Source organism: Breznakiella homolactica, from assembly GCF_016616095.2.
GTDB lineage: Bacteria > Spirochaetota > Spirochaetia > Treponematales > Breznakiellaceae > Breznakiella > Breznakiella homolactica.
Genome location: NZ_CP067089.2, coordinates 1,330,612 through 1,350,246, shown reverse-complemented (window position 1 = coordinate 1,350,246; position 19,635 = coordinate 1,330,612). Strand labels below are relative to the sequence as shown.

Genomic DNA, 19,635 nt, shown 5'->3' with positions numbered 1-19,635 from the left:
CTTCCTTCCTATTTATTAGGCGAATCGCGGTTAATCCTGTCTAAAAAGAACGATTTTTCGTCAATTTAATATCTTTTTAACAATTCCTTTACAACTCCGAAACACCTCTGGTCCATATTCTAGGTATCCCATAGGGAAACTGAAAATATTGTAAACAATAGGTATCCAGGTACCGTTTTGGAGGAAAAAATGAAACAGAACATGTATGCGGCGGCAGTGTTGATTGTGGTTTTATTAATAAGCGGCTGTTCGGAAACAAAAGAAGCTTCGGGACAAAATACGGCAGGTATACAGCAGGCCGGCATTCCGGCAGGCACGGCCGTACAGGTCCGGATGATAAGTCCCGAGGATTTTTCGGTTTATTTAAAGTATCCGAGTACGGTTTATTCCCAGTCGGAATCCACCGCCTATGCGTTCACCAGCGATGTGGTGCGGAACATCAGCGTAACCGTGGGAGACCAGGTTGAACAGGATCAGGTGGTTCTGTCCCTTTCTCCGGATAACCAGGCTTACCGGCAGGCGGCCGTGGCGTGGGAAAACGCCAAAAGCGCCTATGAACGGAACCGGATCCTGTTTGCCAACGGGGATATCTCCCGGCAGAATTTTGACAGTATTGCCACGCAGTATGAACTTGCCCGGGCAAACTTTACCGCGGCCAGAGATATGGTTTACATTAAGGCTCCCATTTCCGGGACCATCACCCAGCTGAATGTACATCCCAGCGCCAACGTAAATCCCGGCACGCCTCTTTTTACCGTATCCGGCAAAAACGGCTATGAAGCGCGTTTTTATGTGGGGGCAGATGAAATTGAACGGGTCCGACCCGGCGCCCGGGTTTTTATTGATGACGGCAGAATGCTCAGTATTGAAGGACGGATAACCCAAATATCTTTGGCGATGGACGGAACAAAACAGGCTTTCCCTGTGACCGCTTCCTTTGATATGAACAGCCGGAAACTTGCCAGCGGCATGGGAGTGGATATCGCCGTTGAGACCTACCGGAATGAAAAGGCCATTGTGGTTTCCAAGGGAGAATTGACCAGAACCGAAGAGGGCTACCAGGCCTATGTATCCCAGGGCCGCGAGACCGCGCCGGTTCCGGTGGAACTTGGCCATGTGCAGGGTTTGAAATATGAAGTAATCCAGGGCCTTGAATACGGAGACCTGCTGGTTTGCGAAGGATCCCAGAATCTCGCCTCCGCCGGAACACAGACAAGCGGACTAGCCATGGCAAAAGCGAAATAGGCTGATAAATTTCCCGGTATATTTTCACCTGAAAAATTACCGGGAAAACCTTTCGGAAATTAATCTATTTTTATTGCGTTACCAAAATTGCAATAGACAGTTTTGCAGCTTAAGGAAGAAAAAATGAACATATTAATTATTACAAAAACTTTTCCTGCTGAGTTAGAGACTTTTACTGTTAATCACGTTTTGGGAATGGCTTATCGGGGACATGCTGTTACAGTAATAGCTGAAAAACCAGGGATTAAAAAATTTTATGTATCTCCTTCGGTCGCAGATAAAATAACGGTAAAATTTTTTTCTGCTAAGAGACGTACATTTGCCGTTTTATACACAATATTCTCATCCCTATTTTTTTTATTTTTTCATCCTATTCATTTTACCAAAGTATTACGGCAAATAGGGTTACATAAGAATTATAATGTTCTTCAGGCCTTTATGGCGGCTCGCTTAGTCAGTAAAAGTTCTTTTGATATTACTCACGCCGAATTTGGCCCCCTTGGAAATATTGCAATAGCATTAAAAACATGCGGTGTAAGAACAGGGCCTTTGTGTGTATCATTCAGGGGTGCCGACATTTCAAGTTATTTAAATAGGAAACCATTTACATATAAACTTATTTTGGAAGAAGGTGATGTATTTCTTCCTATCTGCGATTCCTTTATACAACGCCTGCGGTTGATTGGTTTTCCTGAAAAAAAAATAATTACCGTCCATTCAGCAATAAATCTTTCTTTATTCACCTTCAGAACACTTCGTAAAAAGAACTCCGCTGTAATCAAACTGATATCAGCGGGAAGATTTCTCCCCACGAAAGAATTCTCTCAGGCAATTGAGGCTGCCGCGGCGTTAAAGAAAAACGGTGTACCGGTAACCCTGGAACTCATCGGAGACGGACCGGAAAAAGAATATTTTAAAGCAAAAGCTATGAATCTTGGAATTCGGGAAGAAGTCATTTTTCCAGGATGGATTTCTCAGGATGAAATAGGCCGGCATCTAATGGACGCTGATATTTTTATTGGTGTAAGTAATACCAGTTCCAGCGGTGATATGGAAGAAATACCAAATATCATGAAAGAAGCAATGGCAGTAGGATTGCCGGTCATTGCGTATAATCATTCCGGACTTGATGAGTTAATCCGTCATGGTGAAACAGGATATTTAATATCAGAAAATAACATTTCCTGTATGGTTGAGATCATCATGAACATAATTAACAGTGATGCAATGGTATCCGGTATCGTTAGTAATGCCCGGACATTAATTGAAGAAGAATATGCATCGATATCCCAGTCAAAGAGGATGGAACAAATATATGTAACGCTTATTTCTAAATATGAAAAAAAAAGAAACTGTTTTGCCGCAAAAGAGTATTTTCCCGGAAACAAAACTATTTATTTGGAGTCATAATCATGTGATTGGAATAGTTCCGTATATTCCTGGTTTATGCTTCAAATCCAGCAGCGTTTGTTCATGTCATTTAAAAAACTCTTTGCCGTAAGATTAACAAAGATATGGGGTATCTGTCTGGTTTGTGGGAATTCCTGAACTGTATTTTCTAAATCAAATATCAGTTTTTACTTGTAAGTTAACTTTCAAATTGGTTCGGATTTAATATTTCTTTAACAAAACTTTGACAAGTCAGAAACACCCACCAGTAATAATGAGGTATCCCATGAGGGAAGTACCAAAACAGGATGCGCCGGTTGTGGCGGTGACTGTATCTAATCGGAGGAATGGAATGAAGGAAAAATGGTTTTTATCAGCCCTGGGCATCCTGCTGCTGCTTGCCTGCACCGGGTGCGGCGGAAAGAAAAGCGGACCGGCTGTAGAGGCTTCCAGTATGGAGCAGATCCACGCAGAAAAAGGAATTCCCGTAGCGGTCCGTGAAATGGCTTATGAAGATTTTTCAGTCTACCGGAAATATCCCACGGTGCTGTATGCCCGGTCGGAATCAACAGCCTATTCATCAATCAGCGATGTGGTACGGAGCATCAATGTAAAAATCGGCGACCGGGTTGAGCAGGACCAGGTGGTACTTTCCCTGTCCCAGGATAACCCGACATACCAGCAGGCTAGGCTTTCCTTCGATAACGCGAAAAGCACCTACGACAGAAGCCGCCTTCTTTTCGGCAACGGCGATATTTCCCGGCAGGATTTTGACAACGCCAAGATGCAGTACGACCTGGCCCGGACAAACCTGGACGCGGCGGCGGACATGATCAATATCAAAGCCCCCATCGGCGGCACCATTACCCAGCTGAACGTACATACTACCGCGAATGTTCGGCCCGGCACGCCCCTCTTTACGGTATCAAACCAGAACGGATATGAAGCCCGCTTCCATGTGGAGGCTAATGAAATCGATCTGATAAAAACCGGCGAACGGGTTTTTATATACAAGGACGGCGACACCATTGAAGGCCGGGTTACCCAGGTTTCCCTGGTAATGGATGTTACAAAACAGGCTTTCCCCGTGACCGCCTTTTTTGACGTGCAGAGCAGGAAACTGGTCAGCGGCATGGGCGTGGACCTGTCGGTAGAAGTGTACAGAAACGAACACGCTCTGGTGGCGGAGCGGAAAGAATTAATCCGGACCGATGAGGGCTACGAAGCCTATCTGGCAGTTGACGGACGGGCCCGGCCGGTGCAGATCGTACTGGGACAGGAGCAGGGACTTTCTTTTGAAGTAATCGGCGGCCTTAAAGAAGGGGATCTGCTGATTACCCGGGGAAACCAGCAGGTCTCTCCGGAGACGGTTCTCAACATAATACATACAAATCGTACAAAGGCGGAATAAGTCATGAATATTATTGATATTTCAATTAAACGGCCTATCACCATTCTGATGGTTATGCTGGCCTTGGTGGTTTTCGGAATCATGGCCTATATGTCCATGCCGGTGAGTCTCCTCCCGGATACCAAGGTACCCATTGTCACTATCCAGACAATCTACCCCGGCGCCAGCCCCCAGGTAATCGAGGAACAGGTCAGCAAAAAGATTGAAGACCAGGTCTTCTCCATCGGGGAACTCGATTCAGTCACATCCTATTCGCTGGATAGTCTTTCCCTGATCACCGTTACATTCAAGGACGGCAAGGATGAAAATATGGCCCTCCAGGAAGTGAAGGATAAAATCGACGCCATCATGAACCAGCTTCCCAGTGATATCGAAAAACCTTCTATATCCAAAGTGGATATTGCCACATCATCCCCGATCATGAATATCATCCTGGAAGGGAACATGGATTCCACGGAGCTCTTTACCTTGGGTTCCACGGTTATCCAGGACCAGCTTGCCCAGGTGCCCGGTGTGGGAAACATCCGGGTATTCGGCGGGGTAGAGCGGGAAATCCGGGTGGAGCTTGACCGGGGCGCGGTGTTTGAACGGTACCTTCCGGTGGAACGGGTGGCGGGAATCCTCGGCGCCGCAAATCTCGAACTTCCCAGCGGAAACATAACCATTGACGACCAGGATATTCCGGTCAGATTTAAAGGTGAGTTAGCTTCCCTGGAAGCCATCGGCGATTTGGATATTCCCACCGGCGCGGGAACCTTCAAACTCCGGCAATTGGGAAGTATTGAAGACACCCATGTGAACGCCCGGGAACGGGTTATATTCCGGGACAAAGAAACGGGAACCAGGAAAGAGGGCGCCCTGCTGCTGCAGGTCATGAAAAACCCCACCGCCAATACCGTGGCTGTTGTTGACGGTGTGATGAAACGGATTCCCAGAATCGAAGATGATATGGGCGGGAATATTTCCCTCAAGGTAATCCGGGAAGACGCGGGTTTTATACGGGATTCGGTCAACGATACCTTAAGCAACCTGATTCTGGGAATCATCCTGACCGGGCTCGTACTCCTGGTGTTTCTCCACGATCTGCGGTCAACCCTCATTCTCAGTTTGGCCATGCCGCTGTCCATCATTTCAACCTTCCTGGTGATGCAGGCCATGAACATCAGTGTCAACGTCCTGTCCCTCATGGGGCTTTCCTGCGCGGTGGGAACCTTGGTGGCGAACTCCGTCGTCGTACTGGAAAATATTTTCCGCTACAAGGCTATGGGTCACTCAAAGGTTGAAGCGGCTTCAAAGGGAACCAGGGAAGTGATGATGGCGGTCCTGGCATCCACCCTGACCAACGTGGCGGTCTTTGTGCCCCTCGGCGGAATGGCGGGAGCCATGGGCCAGATCCTCAGCCATTTTGCCTACACGGTAGTAATATCAACCATCTTCTCCATTGTTGTATCCTTTACGGTTACACCGCTTCTGGCTTCGAAGCTGCTGCCGGAACAGCTCAAGGAACCGGGCAAAATCGGCAGAACCCTGGACCGGTTTTTTAAATGGCTGGAAACCATGTACCGGAAAAGCCTTACGGTAATTTTGAAACGGAAATGGCGCAGCGCCTTGGTTGGTGCGGCGGTCGTTGTTGCCTTTATGCTTTCACTCATGGGTTTTACGAAAATTCCTATGGAGCTCATTCCTCAGAGCGACGGCGGCAAAATCCAGGTCAGCGTGGAACTCCCCCTGGGAAGCAGCCTGGACACCACCGCGGCGGTACTTAAGGAAATTGAAGACCGGCTGGTTCAGTATGATGAAGTGGAAACCCTTCTGACTTCTTTGGGACTTATGGGCTCCATGGATATCGACGTCAGCGTGGCCATGATGCAGCTGTCCCTGGTGCCTAAAACACAGCGCCGCCTCAGCAACCTGGACCTGGCGGCGAAGATGACCAGGACCCTTTCGGATATTCCCGGCGCGATCATCCGGGTGACCGCTCCTTCGGAAATGGTGATCGCCCAGGGCGCGCCCATCGACCTGTACCTCCAGGGAGCGGACAACCAAGTCCTGCAGGATCTGGGAACGGCAATTAAAACCCGGATCGACGGAGTGCCCGGGATCATGAGCACCGGCATCAACACCAAGGCCGGAAAGAACGAACTGGTTTTTGAACCCAACAGGAAACAGATTTCCCAGGACGGACTTACGGTCCAGTCCATCGCCGTATCCCTCCGGGCGGCAATTGACGGTCTGGTGGCCACCACCTACCGCGAAGGCGGAGAGGAATTTGATATCCGGGTAAAGATGAAGGATTCCGCTTTGATGGACATCGAAGATTTAAGAAATATCCCCATCTCATCCGCCCGGGGGGTATATCCCCTGTCCCGGTACGCGGATGTACATTTTGAAAGCGGCTACAACAAAATCATGCGGTCCGACAAACTGCGGACCGTGGAAATTACCGCGGAAATGCTGCCGGGATATACCCAGGGGCCGGTCATGGCCGATGTATTAAAAGCCGTAAATGAAATTGAACTGCCCGCGGGCTACAGCATTACCCAGGCCGGGCTTTCGGATGCCATGGAAGAATCAAACCACAGCATGGTAATGGTTTTTCTGACCGCCATCCTTCTGGTGTATATGCTCCTGTCGGCGGTCCTGGAAAATCTGGCCCAGCCACTGTTTATCCTGCTGACCATTCCCCTTTCGATTATCGGGGTTGTGGCGGCCTGTCTTATCACCGCCACCAACCTCAACAACATCGCCATGATCGGTATTGTCATGCTGGTGGGTATTGTGGTGAACAACGCCATCCTGATCCTGGATTATTACAACCAGCTTAAAAAAGAAGGACTCGGCGTGGTGGAAGCCCTGGTCCAGGCATGCCCCGTAAAACTCAAAGCAATCCTGATGAGCAATATCGCCATTATCCTGGGCATGGTTCCCATGGCTTTGGGAATCGGCGCCTCTCTGGCGGAAATGCGCCAGCCCATGGGGGTTATCGTTATCGGCGGAATCATCTCTTCAACCATACTGACTCTCTGGTTTATCCCCGCAATTGAATATTTGGTAAGCCGCCGCAGCCGGCTTGAAGGAAGGAACAAATGAAATACGTACACTATTTAATGGATACAATGCGCCAATGGATCTTTTTCGGCATACTGGTATTTTTTATCATCGGCCTTGCCGCCTCCGCCAACGCGGAAGATTACGATTTGGAAAAATATCTGGCAAAAGTAAATACAAATAACCTGGACCTTGCCCTGGCGGCCAAGGAACTGGAACTCGCCAAGCAGTACGTGAATCAGGCGCGGTCCGCGTTCTTTCCGGTCATTGCCGCCCAGGGCGGGTATAACCGGAACTTCCTGGAAACTACCCAGACCATGGCGGTTGCCTCGGTCCCCGGCGGCGGCCCTCTGATTTGGGATGATGTGGTTAACAATTACGATAACGAGCTTTCCCTGGCGGTCGGCCTTAACCAGACTATCTTTGACGCGGGAAGTATCGCCGGCTACCGTCAGGCAAAGAAAGGGCAGTCCATCCAGGGGCAGGCATACGAAGCCGGCCGGCAGAATATCGCCACCATCGCAAAAAAAATGTATCTCCAGAATCAGCTGGCGCGGAACCTGGTAACCATCCTGGAAGCTTCCGAAGAAATCAGCCGGGATATTTACCAGAGTACTGAACGGAAATTCCGGGCCGGGGCCGCCACGGAACTGGATTTGCTCATGGCGGAAGTAGACTGGAAAAACAGGAGCCCCCAGACAATCGAAGCCCGCAAAAACGCCGACATGGCCATGATTGCCTTTAAGAAACTGGCGGGTATTCCCGCTTCGGAAACCGTAATCCTGACGGAAAGCCGCGAAAGCCTTCCTTCCCTTCCGGAAGACCGGACCATCAATGAGATCCTGGCCAGCCGTCCGGATTACCGTGCCCTGGTTCTGTCCCGGGAACTCGCGGATATAGAGAAACAGGCAGCCCTGGGCACGTTTCTCCCGACATTGACCGCCGGCTTTTCCTACGGTCTCGGCGGTATGGGCAACGGCAGTTCCCTTATCGGGGACTATGACTATTCGGTTATGAAACTGAACCTGACATTGAATGTACCGCTCTTTACCGGCGGATACCGGCTTTCCAAGGTGCAGGAAGCCAAGCTCGGACAGGAAAAGGCCGATCTTTCCTTAGCAAAAAAAAGAGACACCATTGAAAGTGAGCTGTCGGAAATCAGGCTCCGGCTTAATGAAGCGGCGGAACGGATTAATACCGCCCAGCTGACCGAAAGCATGGCGGCCCGGGCGGCGGAGCTTTCACAGAACGCCTATGCCAATGGACTGGTAACCCAGCTTTCGGTGAATCAGGCCGTTGATAATCTGAACCAGGCAAGCCTGGGATTCCAGAATGCTATCTACGAATACCTGGTTGCGTGGTACGATTGGGAACTGGCCGCGGGCTTGGGGGAATAACCGGAATACTGTACCTGCTCCTGTCTTCGGGAGCAGGTTTCCTGACGTATTTTACAGGATTGAACCTTTCTGATAACCCATGAGGAATGAGATTTTTCTTCCCGTTTCCATCAGAACCGGCATGGTATTTTCCACTTCCTCAACACTCATGTAATTTTCAAACGCCGAAAGACTTATAGCCGCAATTACGGCGCCTTTCTGGTTTCGGATGGGAACGGCGTTGCAGTTATCGTTGAGGATAAATTCGTTCCGGTCCCTGGCGCATTGTTCTTCCCGTACCTTGGCAAGTTCCTTCTTTAACGAGACCGGGTCGGAAATGGTATAGGTGGTGTAGGAATTTAATCCCTTTTCCAGAACCAGCCGGTCGATATCTTCTTCCGGCATTTCGGAAGTAAGGACCTTGCCCAGACCGGTGCAGTGAAAGGGGAGAACTTTTCCGGGGGTAAAATAAGTCCGCGGAAGACTGACACTGTCTATCCGGTCGAGGACCAGGATATCCCCGTCGTAGTATACCGCCATATTGAGGTTTGCCTTGGGAAACTGGTGCCAGAGCAGCTCCAGGTAGGGCATGCTGATCCGCCGGATGTCCAGTGATAACAGGGATTTTCTCGTAAGATGCAGAACCTTCAGGGAAATATGGTACTGTCCGGAGGATTCATCCTTCGTAAGGTAGCCGGAATTGACCATGGTTGACAGAAGCCGGAAGGCCATATTGGTATTTATTTTCAGGTGCGCCGCGACATTCTGGTTCGTCAGCGGTTCTTCCTGGGAAATTGCCAGATCGAGAATTTCAAAGCAGCGTTCCGCAACTTTTACCGTGTATTTCTCACCGTTTTCCTGATCCATAATTATTTCTTACTCTACAAAAAATTATAGTACATGTATATCCCTCAAAGTAGATTCGAGGATCCTTCTCTTCTCTTCCGGCAGCGGTCCGACGGGCTTTCTGGGAAGTCCCGGACTGAAGCCCCGCATGGAAAGGACTTCCTTGACCACCGACGGAAAAGTTCCCAGGTTAAAGCACTGCCTTAGTTTTGCCAGGCAGTGCTGGGCTTCCACGGCTTTTTCCATTTCATTGTTAATAAAATGACGGTATATGCTGACGGCCAGCTCGGGGCACGCGGACGCAATCGATGATACGGCCCCGGCTCCGCCGTGGAGAAGGGTGGCAAGGATGAGCCCGTCACGCCCCGCGAAAACCTGGAGTTCCTTGGAAAGATGCATAAAATCCAAAGTCAGGGCGAAATCGCCGGAAGAATCCTTTATACCCACGAGATTATCGAAACAGAGAAGCCTTTTTACCAGCGCCGAAGAAATGGGCACCGAGGTAATCGCCGGATTGTTGTAAAGGAGAACAGGCAGCTTTGTGGCCCCGCAAACAGCGGAAAAATGAGCGAACAGTTCATCTTCGGTGGGTTTTATCAGGTAGGGCGTAATAACCGTGATTACATCGGCACCTTCCGATTCAGCCATTTTTGTCAAAGCCACGGTTTCTTCCGTTGTAACAGCGCCGGAACCGAAAATTATCGGGACAGTGTTTCCTATGCTTTTTTGAGCTTCCTTAATAAGCCGGGCCTTTTCGTCAAAGGTCAGGGAGTAAAATTCCCCCGCGTTGCCGGAAATAAATACGGCATTGACCCCGGCTTTAACCAGGAACTGCAGCAGCGTTTTGTATTCTTCAAAATTAATGGAACCATTTTCCAGGAATGGGGTAATTACCGCGGGAATGATACCTCGTACGTGATTTTCCATAGTATCCTCGGCAATGAGTTATTCAGTATACGACCATACTTTCAAGTATCATATAATTGTTTTTCCGATTAGTCAAATAAAAATATAATCAGATTATAAAAAAATTGAAATTACGCAATAAATATATAATCCTATTTAAAAATATTTGACAAACCGTAAAAACAGATTTATTATTCTAAAAATTATTACAGGCGGACCCGGTGAAATTCACAGAGTGAGCTTCCGGAAGGGGCTCTGCCGTTTGAATACCGAAACCTGAGGAGAGATAATGGTTCCTAAAATTGTATCTATGGAAGTGTACCCTGTCGCCGGCAGAGATTCCATGCTTCTCAATTTAAGCGGAGCCCATGCCCCTTATTTTACCCGGAATGTGGTTATTCTGAAGGATTCCGGCGGGAATACCGGGGTCGGCGAAGTTCCCGGAGGGCAGAAGATTACCAAGGGCCTGGAGGCTGTTTCGGCCCTGGTAACTGGTACCGGTCTTGGGGAATATAAAAACACCCTTTTGGCGGTGCAGCGGGAATTTTCCGGAAAGGATGACGATGTCCGAGGAGCCCAGACCTTCGATCTCAGAACGGGAGTCCATGTGGTAACCGCGGTTGAGGCGGCTCTGCTGGATCTGCTGGGTAAGCATCTGGGTGTTCCCGCAGCGGCCCTGCTCGGGGACGGCCAGCAGCGGCGGAAAGTAAAAGTTCTGGGGTATCTGTTTTATGTGGCGGACAGAAATAAAACGGATCTTCCCTATTATTCGGATCAGAACGCTCCCAATTCCTGGTACAGACTCCGCCACGAGGCAGCCATGGATCCCGACGGGGTGGTTGCGTTAGCCAGGGCCAGCAGGGAACTCTACGGATTCGGCGATTTTAAGCTGAAGGGCGGGGTGCTGGATGGTTCCGAGGAAATCAAGGCGGTAAAGGCATTAAAAAAAGCCTTCCCCGACGCGCGGATCACCATTGATCCCAACGGCGCCTGGAAACTGAATGAAGCCATCTCCCTCTGCGGGGATCTTCACGATGTTCTGGCGTACTGCGAGGACCCCTGCGGCGCCGAAAACGGATTTTCCGGCAGGGAAATCATGGCGGAATTCCGCCGGGCCACGGGTCTCCCCACGGCTACCAATATGATCGCCACCGACTGGCGGCAGATGGCCCATTCCGTCATGCTCCAGTCCGTTGACATTCCCCTGGCGGATCCCCATTTCTGGACCATGGAAGGTTCGGTGCGGGTCGGCCAGTACTGCGATACCTTCGGACTTACCTGGGGATCCCATTCAAACAACCATTTCGATATTTCCCTGGCCATGTTCAGCCATACCGCCGCGGCGGTACCGGGAAAGATCACGGCCATTGATACCCACTGGATCTGGCAGGAAGGGATAGAGCGGCTTACGGTTGAACCCCTGAAGATTAAGGATGGGTTTATCGAGATCCCGGCGAAACCGGGCCTGGGTATTGAAGCCGACATGGACCAGATAAAAAAAGCTCACCAGGTTTATCTGGACAACTGTCTCGGAGCCAGGGATGACGCCACAGGCATGCAGTACCTCATACCGGGATGGACCTTCGATCCGAAGCGTCCGTGTATGGTGCGGTAAGTAAACAGGAATCCACCGGATTTTCTTTTCCGGAAAAAAGACTCGTCATAAGGAGATCTATTATGAAGAAGATAGGAATAGCCGTTCTTCTGGTTATGTTCAGTTCCTTTGTTTTTGCCGCCGGAGGCCAGGACAGCGGCGGAACTTCCATGCCCAAAAGCGTTGAAGTCTATGTCCCTGCCCGGGCCGGCGGCGGGACCGATGTTATGGCCCGGAGCCTGGCGTCGTATATCAACAAGAATTCCGGAAGCAATCTGACCATCGTAAACAATACCGACGGCAACGGCGTTGTGGCCATGGAGATGGTCCGGAACGCGAAAAAAGACGGCAGTGTTATCCTGCAGTTCCATTCCACCATGCTGATCAAAACAGCCACCGGTGTATACAACAGAAGCGCCGCCGATGACTTCACCGTTATCGGAGTAAGCAGGGGCCTGGATAAGGCTTCCTATACACTCCTCGTCAGCGCCGCGTCGGACATGAACACCCTGCAGGATGTGATCAACAAAGCGAAAGCCAATCCCGGCAAACTCCTGGCTGGTGTTGAAACCGGCGGAACCGCCCATATCCTCAGCGGTATGTTCGCCCGGGCAGCGGGAATAGACCTGAAGTTCGTGGAAGCCGGTTCCGATACGGAAAAACTGACCACCCTGGTGGGCGGCAGCATCGATATGTGCCTGGTAAATCCTAATCAGGCAAAACAGTATATTGAGTCGGGGCGGGCCAGGGCTCTGGCGGTTGTGTCCCGGGATGACAGGGGAGAACGGAGCGCCGTTCTTCCCACGGTGCCGTCTTTCATTGAACAGGGGATAAATTTCAGTTTCGCTTCCATCCACCTGTTCCTCGGGCCCAAGGGAATGGACCCGGCGCTGGTTCAGCAGTTCTATGAATATTATGTAGCTGCTTCCAATGACGCCGATGTCAACGCCATCCTTGGACCCGCGGGATTCCAGATGGAATTCTTCGGCCGGGAAGAAGGTATAGAAGCAATCAGGAAACAGCAGGCGGAAATTGATGTCGTTGTAGCTGACCTGGGGCTTAAAACGAAATAAATACTCTTACGGGGCTCCGTCTGTAAGGACGGAGCCTTGTAACCAAGGAGTACCTATGCTGGTAAAACGCGATCAAATTACGGGTGCCGTTCTGGTTCTCGTGGGTGTCTTTTTTTTCATTCTGGTAAATCAATTCAGTGTTGATATCAGACCTGACTATCCCGGGCCGAAAATGTTTCCTCTTATTTCTGTATTCGGTTTTATTATCTGCGGGACAGGAATATTCCTCCAGAGTACCCTCAGCAAAAAAGAAGAAAAGAAATTTGTTTTAAAAGAAGGATGGATACGAATCGGTATTTCTTTCGGATTGCTCATTCTGTATGTATTTATAATGAAATATCTGGGGTATCTCATAACGACACCCTTTGTGCTGTTTGCTCTCTGTACGGTTTACTCAAAAGGCTTTGTATCGAAATTGGTTCCCCGTATAATTTTTGCCATCGCATTTACACTGATCAGTTATGTGATTTATGTATATGCCTTTGGGCTTAGAATGCCCGGCGGGGTTTTGTTTTAAGGAGAAAAACCATGTTTGAATATCTCCCGTATATTGTTGGTCAGATTGTACAGCCCTACAATATCGCCCTGCTTGTGGCCGGATGCTTTGTGGGAATTATTTTCGGGGCTATTCCCGGCCTTTCGGGAACCCTGGCGGTTATGCTGTTTATGCCCATGACCTTTGCCATGGAAGCCGGCTCAGCGATTATTTTCCTGCTGGCGTTGTGGATCGGCGGCTGCTCAGGCGCCTTTATCGGATCGGTCCTTCTGGGAATCCCCGGATCGGCTTCGGCGGTTTCCACATGCTGGGACGGGTATCCCATGGCCCAGCAGGGTAAAGCCGGCAAAGCTCTGGCCATCGGAATGATCGCGTCCTTTACGGGTACTTTTTTCAGTGCCATTATCGGGGCGCTGCTCAGCCAGAAAATCGCGGATATTGCCTTTATGCTGGGTCCCTGGGAATACTTTGGTCTCTGCCTGCTGGCCATTACCATGGTTCTGGCGATCTCAAAGGGCAATATGTTCAAGGGTCTGGCTTCTGCGTCCCTTGGCCTTTTGCTTGCTACGGTAGGGTTTTCTCCAATCGACGCCGAACCGCGGTTCGTTTTTGGTAATATGTACCTGATGGGAGGGCTTGGGATGACCGTGGTTCTCCTCGGTATCTTCGGGGTAAGCCATATTATAGTGGATTTTGCCAAAGGGTATCCTCCTACCCCCGAGGTAAACACAAAGGGAATCAAAGGCCTCGGAGTTACGCTTAAGGAAATCAAAGAACAGCTAGTTAATATTATCAGGTCATTCCTGATCGGCCTTGGTATCGGTTTCCTTCCGGGCATGGGTTCGGGTCTGTCAAATCTCGTTGCGTATTCATCCGCGAAGAACGCGTCCAAAGACCCCGACAGTTTCGGCAAGGGAAATCCCGCCGGACTCTGGGCTCCGGAGGTGGCGAATAACGCGTCCATCGGCGGCGCCATGATTCCCATGGCCGCCCTGGGTATCCCCGGGGATTCCACCACCGCGCTTCTTATCGGCGCCCTGACGATACACGGCCTCGAAATGGGGCCCATGGTCTTCAGGAACAGCGGCCACGTGGTGTACCTTATGTTCAGTGTGGTGATGGTTTGTGCTGTTGTTATCCTTCTGATGCAGAGTCTGGGAATGCGGGTTTTTCCCCATATACTCAAGGTTCCGCCGTATTACATGTATCCCGCGCTGCTGATCATCTCCCTCATCAGCGGCTACGTGGATTCAAGCAGCCTGTACAAATGCGGAATGATGATTGTATTCGCCGGTGTGGGGGTGCTTATGAGTTTCGGCGGCCTTCCGACGGCGCCGCTTATTCTCGCCTTTATCCTGCAGCCAATCCTTGAACTTAATATGCTTAAGGCATTCCAGTATACAGGAACGGTGGCAACATTCTTTACCAGGCCACTGTCATGTATATTCTGCGTAATCGCTATCGGATGTGTTTTCTGGCCTTTCCTGGGACCGCTCTTCGGAAAACTAATCAAAAAACTGCGCGGTCCCAAAGACAAAGGAGCTGTCAATGGCTGAACAGACTAAAACACCTTCACCCCAGGAACTGATGGAACGCTGCTGCCGGCGGCCCTGGGAGGCGTATGTTCCGCCGTTTAAAATGGCTGAGAATGTGTATTACATCGCGGGAAACGACTGGGTATCCTGTTTCCTGATTGATACCAAGGATGGTCTCATCCTTATTGATACCGCCATGCACGAAACGGTGTATTTGCTCCTTGAGAATATCCGCCTCCTGGGATTTAAGCCGAAGGATATCAAAAAGATTCTGCTGAGCCACGCCCACATCGACCATATCGGCGGGGCGCGGACCTTAAAGGAACTGACCGGCGCGACGGTATACCTCGGCAAACGGGATCTCCTTTTTGTGACCGAACGGAAGGATCTTATCGCCGGGGAAGGATATACCTGCGGGGATATTTACCCGGACGAACTGTATGATGACAATACTCCGATTACCCTGGGAAATATCAGCATCAGAACTGTAAGCACCCCCGGCCATACCCCGGGCTGCACATCCTTTTTCTTCGATGTTCAGGAACGGGGTAAAACCCTCCGCTGCGGCATGCACGGCGGGCTGGGGCTGAATACCATGTCCAGAAAATATTTTGAGGAAAACGGCCAGCCCATTTCCCTGCGGGAGGAATTTGCCGAAGGACTCAGAAAACTCGACAAAATGGATGTTGACGTTTGTCTTCCTTCCCATACTAACCAGGTGGAAATTCTCAGGGACGTTGACAAAATCCGGGATGATTTTAATCCCTATGTTGATTCCGCTGTATGGCATACCATGCTGAATAAACGGCTGGACATGGCTCTGGCGCTGTTCAGACAGGATCCGTAAAATGAAATCATCTTCCCCGGTTATTACAGACATGAAGGTTGTCCCGGTCGCCGGGTACGACAGTATGCTCATGACCCTCTCCGGAGCCCATGCGCCGGTCTTTACCCGGAACCTGGTGATCCTCACGGATAACTCCGGCAATACCGGAATCGGGGAAGTCCATGGGGGTGAATCTTTCCGCAGAACCCTGGAATCCTATATTCCTAAGGTGGTGGGCCGGGAGATAGCCGATTACCGGAATATCCTCCTGTCGCTGCGGAACCCCGCGTTTTCTAAAAACAGCGGCGGCGAAGGCCTCCAGGGTCTTGATCTGGCGAAATTGAAATTTGTCGTCAAGGCCGATACCGCCCTTGAATGCGCCCTGCTGGATCTGCTGGGGAAATACGTCAACCTTCCCATCTGTTCCCTGCTGGGCGAGGGGAAGCAGCGGGATGAAATCACCGTCTTAGGGTATCTGTTTTACGTTTCCGACGGGAGTAAAACAGACCTGGATTATATCGATGAAGATTCTTCCGGAGACGAATGGTTCAGACTCCGGAGAAAACCCATGCTTACGCCTGAACAGATTGTTGAACAGGCCCGGGCGGTGCAGAATAAATACGGCGTCCGGGATTTCAAACTCAAGGGCGGGGTATTCCGGGGGAATGATGAAATGGAGGCGGTCCGGGCAATAAAAAAGGAATTTCCCGATGCCCGGGTAAATATCGATCCCAACGGCGCCTGGTCACTGCGGGAAGCCGTAGAGCTCTGTATCGGCGTGAAGGATATTCTCACCTATGCCGAAGACCCCTGCGGTCCTGAATCGGGATACTCGAGCCGGGAAATCATGAGCGAATTCAAAATGCTGACCGGTATTCCCGTGGCGACGAATATGATTGCCACCGACTGGCGGCAGCTGCACCATTCGGTGGTTTCAAAGGCGGTTGATATTGTTCTGGCGGACCCCCATTTCTGGCTGATGAATGGATCTGTCCGCTGCGGTCAGCTTCTCAGCGACTGGAACATGACCTGGGGCTGCCATTCGAATAACCATTTCGATATTTCCCTCGCCATATTCGCCCAGACCGCCGCCGCGTGTCCGGGGGATATCACCGCCATGGACACCCACTGGATCTGGCAGGACGGTCAGGACCTCTGTGATGATGCAATGAAAATAATTGATGGAAAAATCCGGATACCGGATAAACCGGGTCTCGGAATTTCCATCAACATGGACAAGGTCATGAAGGCCCACGAACTGTACAGGAAACTGGACAATCCCGACAGGGATGATGCGAAGGCAATGCAGTACCTTATTCCGGGCTGGAAATTTGATCCCAAAAAACCATGCTTAATAAGAGAGTGAAATTTCGTGATAAAACTTATTCAGGTTGATAAACGGGATAACGTTGCGATTCCCGCGGAGAACCTCCCGAAGGGTTCTGTGACCTGGGAAAACCTAACCATTCTTGAGGATATCCCCCAGGGACATAAGATTGCTCTCACTGATTTGGCGAAAGGTGACAAAGTCATCCGTTACGGGGTAACCCTCGGATTTCTGAATACCGATGTATCGAAGGGCAGTCTGATCACGGAACACATGCTTACGCTGCCGGAACCTCCCGCCCTCGATTCGTTGGCGGCGGGAACCGGTCCGTATCCCGATTTGCCCGAAGCGCCGCTGAAGGATTTTGAAGGGTATGATGTTCCGGGCGGCGGTTATGCGGGGACCCGGAATATTCTGGGGATCATGACGACGGTACAGTGTGTTTCGGGTGTGCTTGATACGGCGGTAAAAAAAATGAAGGAAGAACTCCTTCCGAAATATCCCCATGTGGATGATATCGTCGCCCTCAACCACGCTTATGGATGCGGTGTCGCTATCAACGCCAGGGAATCACACATTCCTATTACCGCGCTCCGCAGCATCATACGGAATCCCAATTTCGGCGGGGAAATAATGGTGGTCGGTCTGGGCTGCGAAAAACTGACCCCCGACATGCTCCTTGAACCGGAGGAAAACAACCCGGAGAACGTCATCATCCTTCAGGACCACAAAGGATTCCGCGCGATGACCGATGCGCTGCTGAAGATGGCGGAATCAAAACTGGAACGGCTTAACCGCCGCAGGCGCAGCATCCTGCCTCTTAACCGGCTCTGCATCGGCATGCAGTGCGGCGGCAGTGATGCCTTTTCCGGTATTACCGCAAATCCAGCGGCGGGTTATGCCAGTGATCTCCTGGTACAGGCTGGCGCTACGGTTCTTTTTTCCGAAGTAACGGAAGTCAGAGACGGAGTGCACATGCTGGCCGCCCGCTGCACCGATGATGATACGGTAAAAAAATTGGCAAAAGAAATGGCCTGGTATGATGAATACCTTAAGGATGGCGGAGCCGACCGGAGCGCCAATCCGACGCCGGGAAATAAGAAAGGCGGACTTGCGAATATCATGGAAAAAGCCATGGGTTCCATCGCCAAATCCGGTACGGCATCCATTGCGGAAGTTCTGTCTCCGGGAGAGCGGCCGTCCCGGAAAGGACTTATTTTTGCCGCGACCCCCGCCAGCGATCTCGTATGCGGGGCAATGCAGTTTGCCAGCGGGATTACACTCCAGGTTTTTATGACCGGACGGGGAACACCCTATGGTCTTGCGGCGGCACCGGTGATTAAGGTTTCTTCCCGGACAGACCTGCAGGATATGTGGTACGATTTGATTGATGTTGACGCGGGGCTCATTGCTTCGGGGAAAGAAACAATAGAAGAGACGGGCCTCAGGCTTTTTCATAAAATAATCGATGTAGCCAGCGGGAGGGACAAACCCTGGACGGAGAAATATGGTTTGCATAATTTTCTCTGCGTTTTCAATCCCGCCCCGATTACATAAAAAACATAGATTTAACAGAGGACGAAATCCGCCTGTTTGTATCATACCATTATTTTGACGGAGGAATCAGATGAAAATTGGATTTATCGGATTAGGTATCATGGGAAAACCTATGGTAAAGAATCTTCTCAAGGCGGGCCATGATGTTATCGTCTATGATATTATTGAAAATAATGTTAAGGATGCGGTCGATGCCGGAGCAAAATCCGGGACATCCCCGGCGGATGTGGCATCCCAGGTTCCGCTGGTAATTACCATGCTTCCCAATTCACCCCATGTTAAAACTGTAGTCATGGGTGAGAAGGGAGTTCTGGAAGGAGCAGAAAAAGGAAAGATCCTTATCGATATGAGTTCCATAGCGCCTCTGGCAAGCCAGGAAATAGAGAAAGCCTGTGCCGCCAAGGGTGTCCGCATGCTGGACGCGCCGGTATCCGGCGGTGAGCCCAAAGCAGTTGACGGAACCCTTGCTGTTATGGCCGGCGGCGATAAGGCGCTTTTTGACGAAGTAAAGGACATACTGTTTTCAATGGGTTCCAGTGTGGTGTATTGCGGCGGCATCGGCGCGGGAAATACCACCAAACTTGCAAACCAGATCATTGTTGCCCTCAACATCGCCGCTGTGGCCGAAGCGTTTACCATGGTAAAAAAAGCCGGGGTAGAACCTGAACTTGTGTTCGAAGCCATCAAAGGCGGGCTTGCGGGTTCCACTGTGATGAACGCGAAAGCGCCTATGATGATAGAAGGCAATTTCAAGCCGGGATTTAAAATTGACCTTCATATAAAGGATCTCGCGAATGCCCTTGATACCGGCCATGGGGTAGGGGCGCCGCTTCCGCTGACCGCTTCTGTCCGGGAAATGATGGAAACACTTCACGCCGATGGCGCCGGCCAGGATGACCATTCGGCCCTTGCCAAGTATTACGCGAAAGTTTCCGGAACGAAGATAGGAAAATAAGCTTTTCTCCCATTCTTTCAGCACCGGCCTGCGCTTATCCGCGGGCCGGTT

The 19,635-nt window shown here is 50.6% G+C and carries 15 protein-coding genes; 13 read left to right on the top strand and 2 right to left on the bottom strand.

What is annotated here, in order from left to right:
• Positions 1-189: 189 nt before the first annotated feature.
• From JFL75_RS06225 to JFL75_RS06205, 5 genes are all read left to right on the top strand, one after another.
• Positions 190-1,245, top strand: a complete 1,056-nt coding sequence (locus JFL75_RS06225; RefSeq protein WP_215625823.1) for an efflux RND transporter periplasmic adaptor subunit — start codon at positions 190-192, stop codon at positions 1,243-1,245.
• Between the two features lie 123 nt (positions 1,246-1,368).
• Positions 1,369-2,655 (top strand): glycosyltransferase, encoded by a 1,287-nt coding sequence (locus JFL75_RS06220; RefSeq protein WP_215625822.1) that lies wholly within the window; start codon positions 1,369-1,371, stop codon positions 2,653-2,655.
• Between the two features lie 331 nt (positions 2,656-2,986).
• A complete protein-coding gene (locus JFL75_RS06215; protein WP_215625821.1) occupies positions 2,987-4,045 on the top strand; it encodes an efflux RND transporter periplasmic adaptor subunit in 1,059 nt (352 codons plus the stop codon).
• 3 nt (positions 4,046-4,048) lie between these two features.
• Positions 4,049-7,135, top strand: coding sequence for an efflux RND transporter permease subunit (locus JFL75_RS06210; protein ID WP_215625820.1), 3,087 nt, complete (start codon positions 4,049-4,051; stop codon positions 7,133-7,135).
• Positions 7,132-8,490, top strand: coding sequence for a TolC family protein (locus JFL75_RS06205; RefSeq protein WP_223292778.1), 1,359 nt, complete (start codon positions 7,132-7,134; stop codon positions 8,488-8,490). Before JFL75_RS06210 ends, JFL75_RS06205 begins: the two co-directional genes overlap by 4 nt.
• Positions 8,491-8,541: 51 nt before the next feature.
• On the opposite strand, the gene JFL75_RS06200 is transcribed toward JFL75_RS06205, so the two are convergent.
• Both JFL75_RS06200 and dapA read right to left on the bottom strand, forming a co-directional pair.
• Entirely contained in the window at positions 8,542-9,336 is a 795-nt protein-coding gene (locus JFL75_RS06200) for an IclR family transcriptional regulator (RefSeq protein WP_215625819.1), read from the bottom strand.
• A 24-nt stretch (positions 9,337-9,360) separates the two neighbouring features.
• A complete protein-coding gene (gene dapA, locus JFL75_RS06195; RefSeq protein ID WP_215625818.1) occupies positions 9,361-10,242 on the bottom strand; it encodes a 4-hydroxy-tetrahydrodipicolinate synthase in 882 nt (293 codons plus the stop codon).
• 268 nt (positions 10,243-10,510) lie between these two features.
• Between dapA and JFL75_RS06190 the strand changes: the two genes are divergently transcribed.
• The 8 genes from JFL75_RS06190 (at position 10,511) to garR (ending at position 19,584) form a co-directional block, all read left to right on the top strand.
• The gene (locus JFL75_RS06190; protein WP_215625817.1) at positions 10,511-11,836 is read left to right on the top strand and encodes an enolase C-terminal domain-like protein; all 1,326 of its coding nucleotides are present in this window, start codon (positions 10,511-10,513) and stop codon (positions 11,834-11,836) included.
• A gap of 62 nt (positions 11,837-11,898) precedes the next feature.
• Complete coding sequence (locus JFL75_RS06185; RefSeq protein ID WP_215625816.1) at positions 11,899-12,888, top strand: Bug family tripartite tricarboxylate transporter substrate binding protein; 990 nt, start codon at positions 11,899-11,901, stop codon at positions 12,886-12,888.
• Positions 12,889-12,943: 55 nt separating this feature from the next.
• A complete protein-coding gene (locus JFL75_RS06180) occupies positions 12,944-13,405 on the top strand; it encodes a tripartite tricarboxylate transporter TctB family protein (protein WP_215625815.1) in 462 nt (153 codons plus the stop codon).
• 11 nt (positions 13,406-13,416) lie between these two features.
• Positions 13,417-14,940, top strand: a complete 1,524-nt coding sequence (locus JFL75_RS06175; RefSeq protein WP_215625814.1) for a tripartite tricarboxylate transporter permease — start codon at positions 13,417-13,419, stop codon at positions 14,938-14,940.
• Entirely contained in the window at positions 14,933-15,766 is an 834-nt protein-coding gene (locus tag JFL75_RS06170; protein ID WP_215625813.1) for an MBL fold metallo-hydrolase, read from the top strand. Before JFL75_RS06175 ends, JFL75_RS06170 begins: the two co-directional genes overlap by 8 nt.
• A 1-nt stretch (position 15,767) precedes the next feature.
• Positions 15,768-17,111, top strand: coding sequence for an enolase C-terminal domain-like protein (locus JFL75_RS06165; protein ID WP_215625812.1), 1,344 nt, complete (start codon positions 15,768-15,770; stop codon positions 17,109-17,111).
• Between the two features lie 6 nt (positions 17,112-17,117).
• Entirely contained in the window at positions 17,118-18,629 is a 1,512-nt protein-coding gene (gene garD, locus JFL75_RS06160) for a galactarate dehydratase (protein ID WP_215625811.1), read from the top strand.
• Positions 18,630-18,699: 70 nt separating this feature from the next.
• Entirely contained in the window at positions 18,700-19,584 is an 885-nt protein-coding gene (gene garR, locus JFL75_RS06155; RefSeq protein WP_215625810.1) for a 2-hydroxy-3-oxopropionate reductase, read from the top strand.
• Positions 19,585-19,635: the final 51 nt, after the last annotated feature.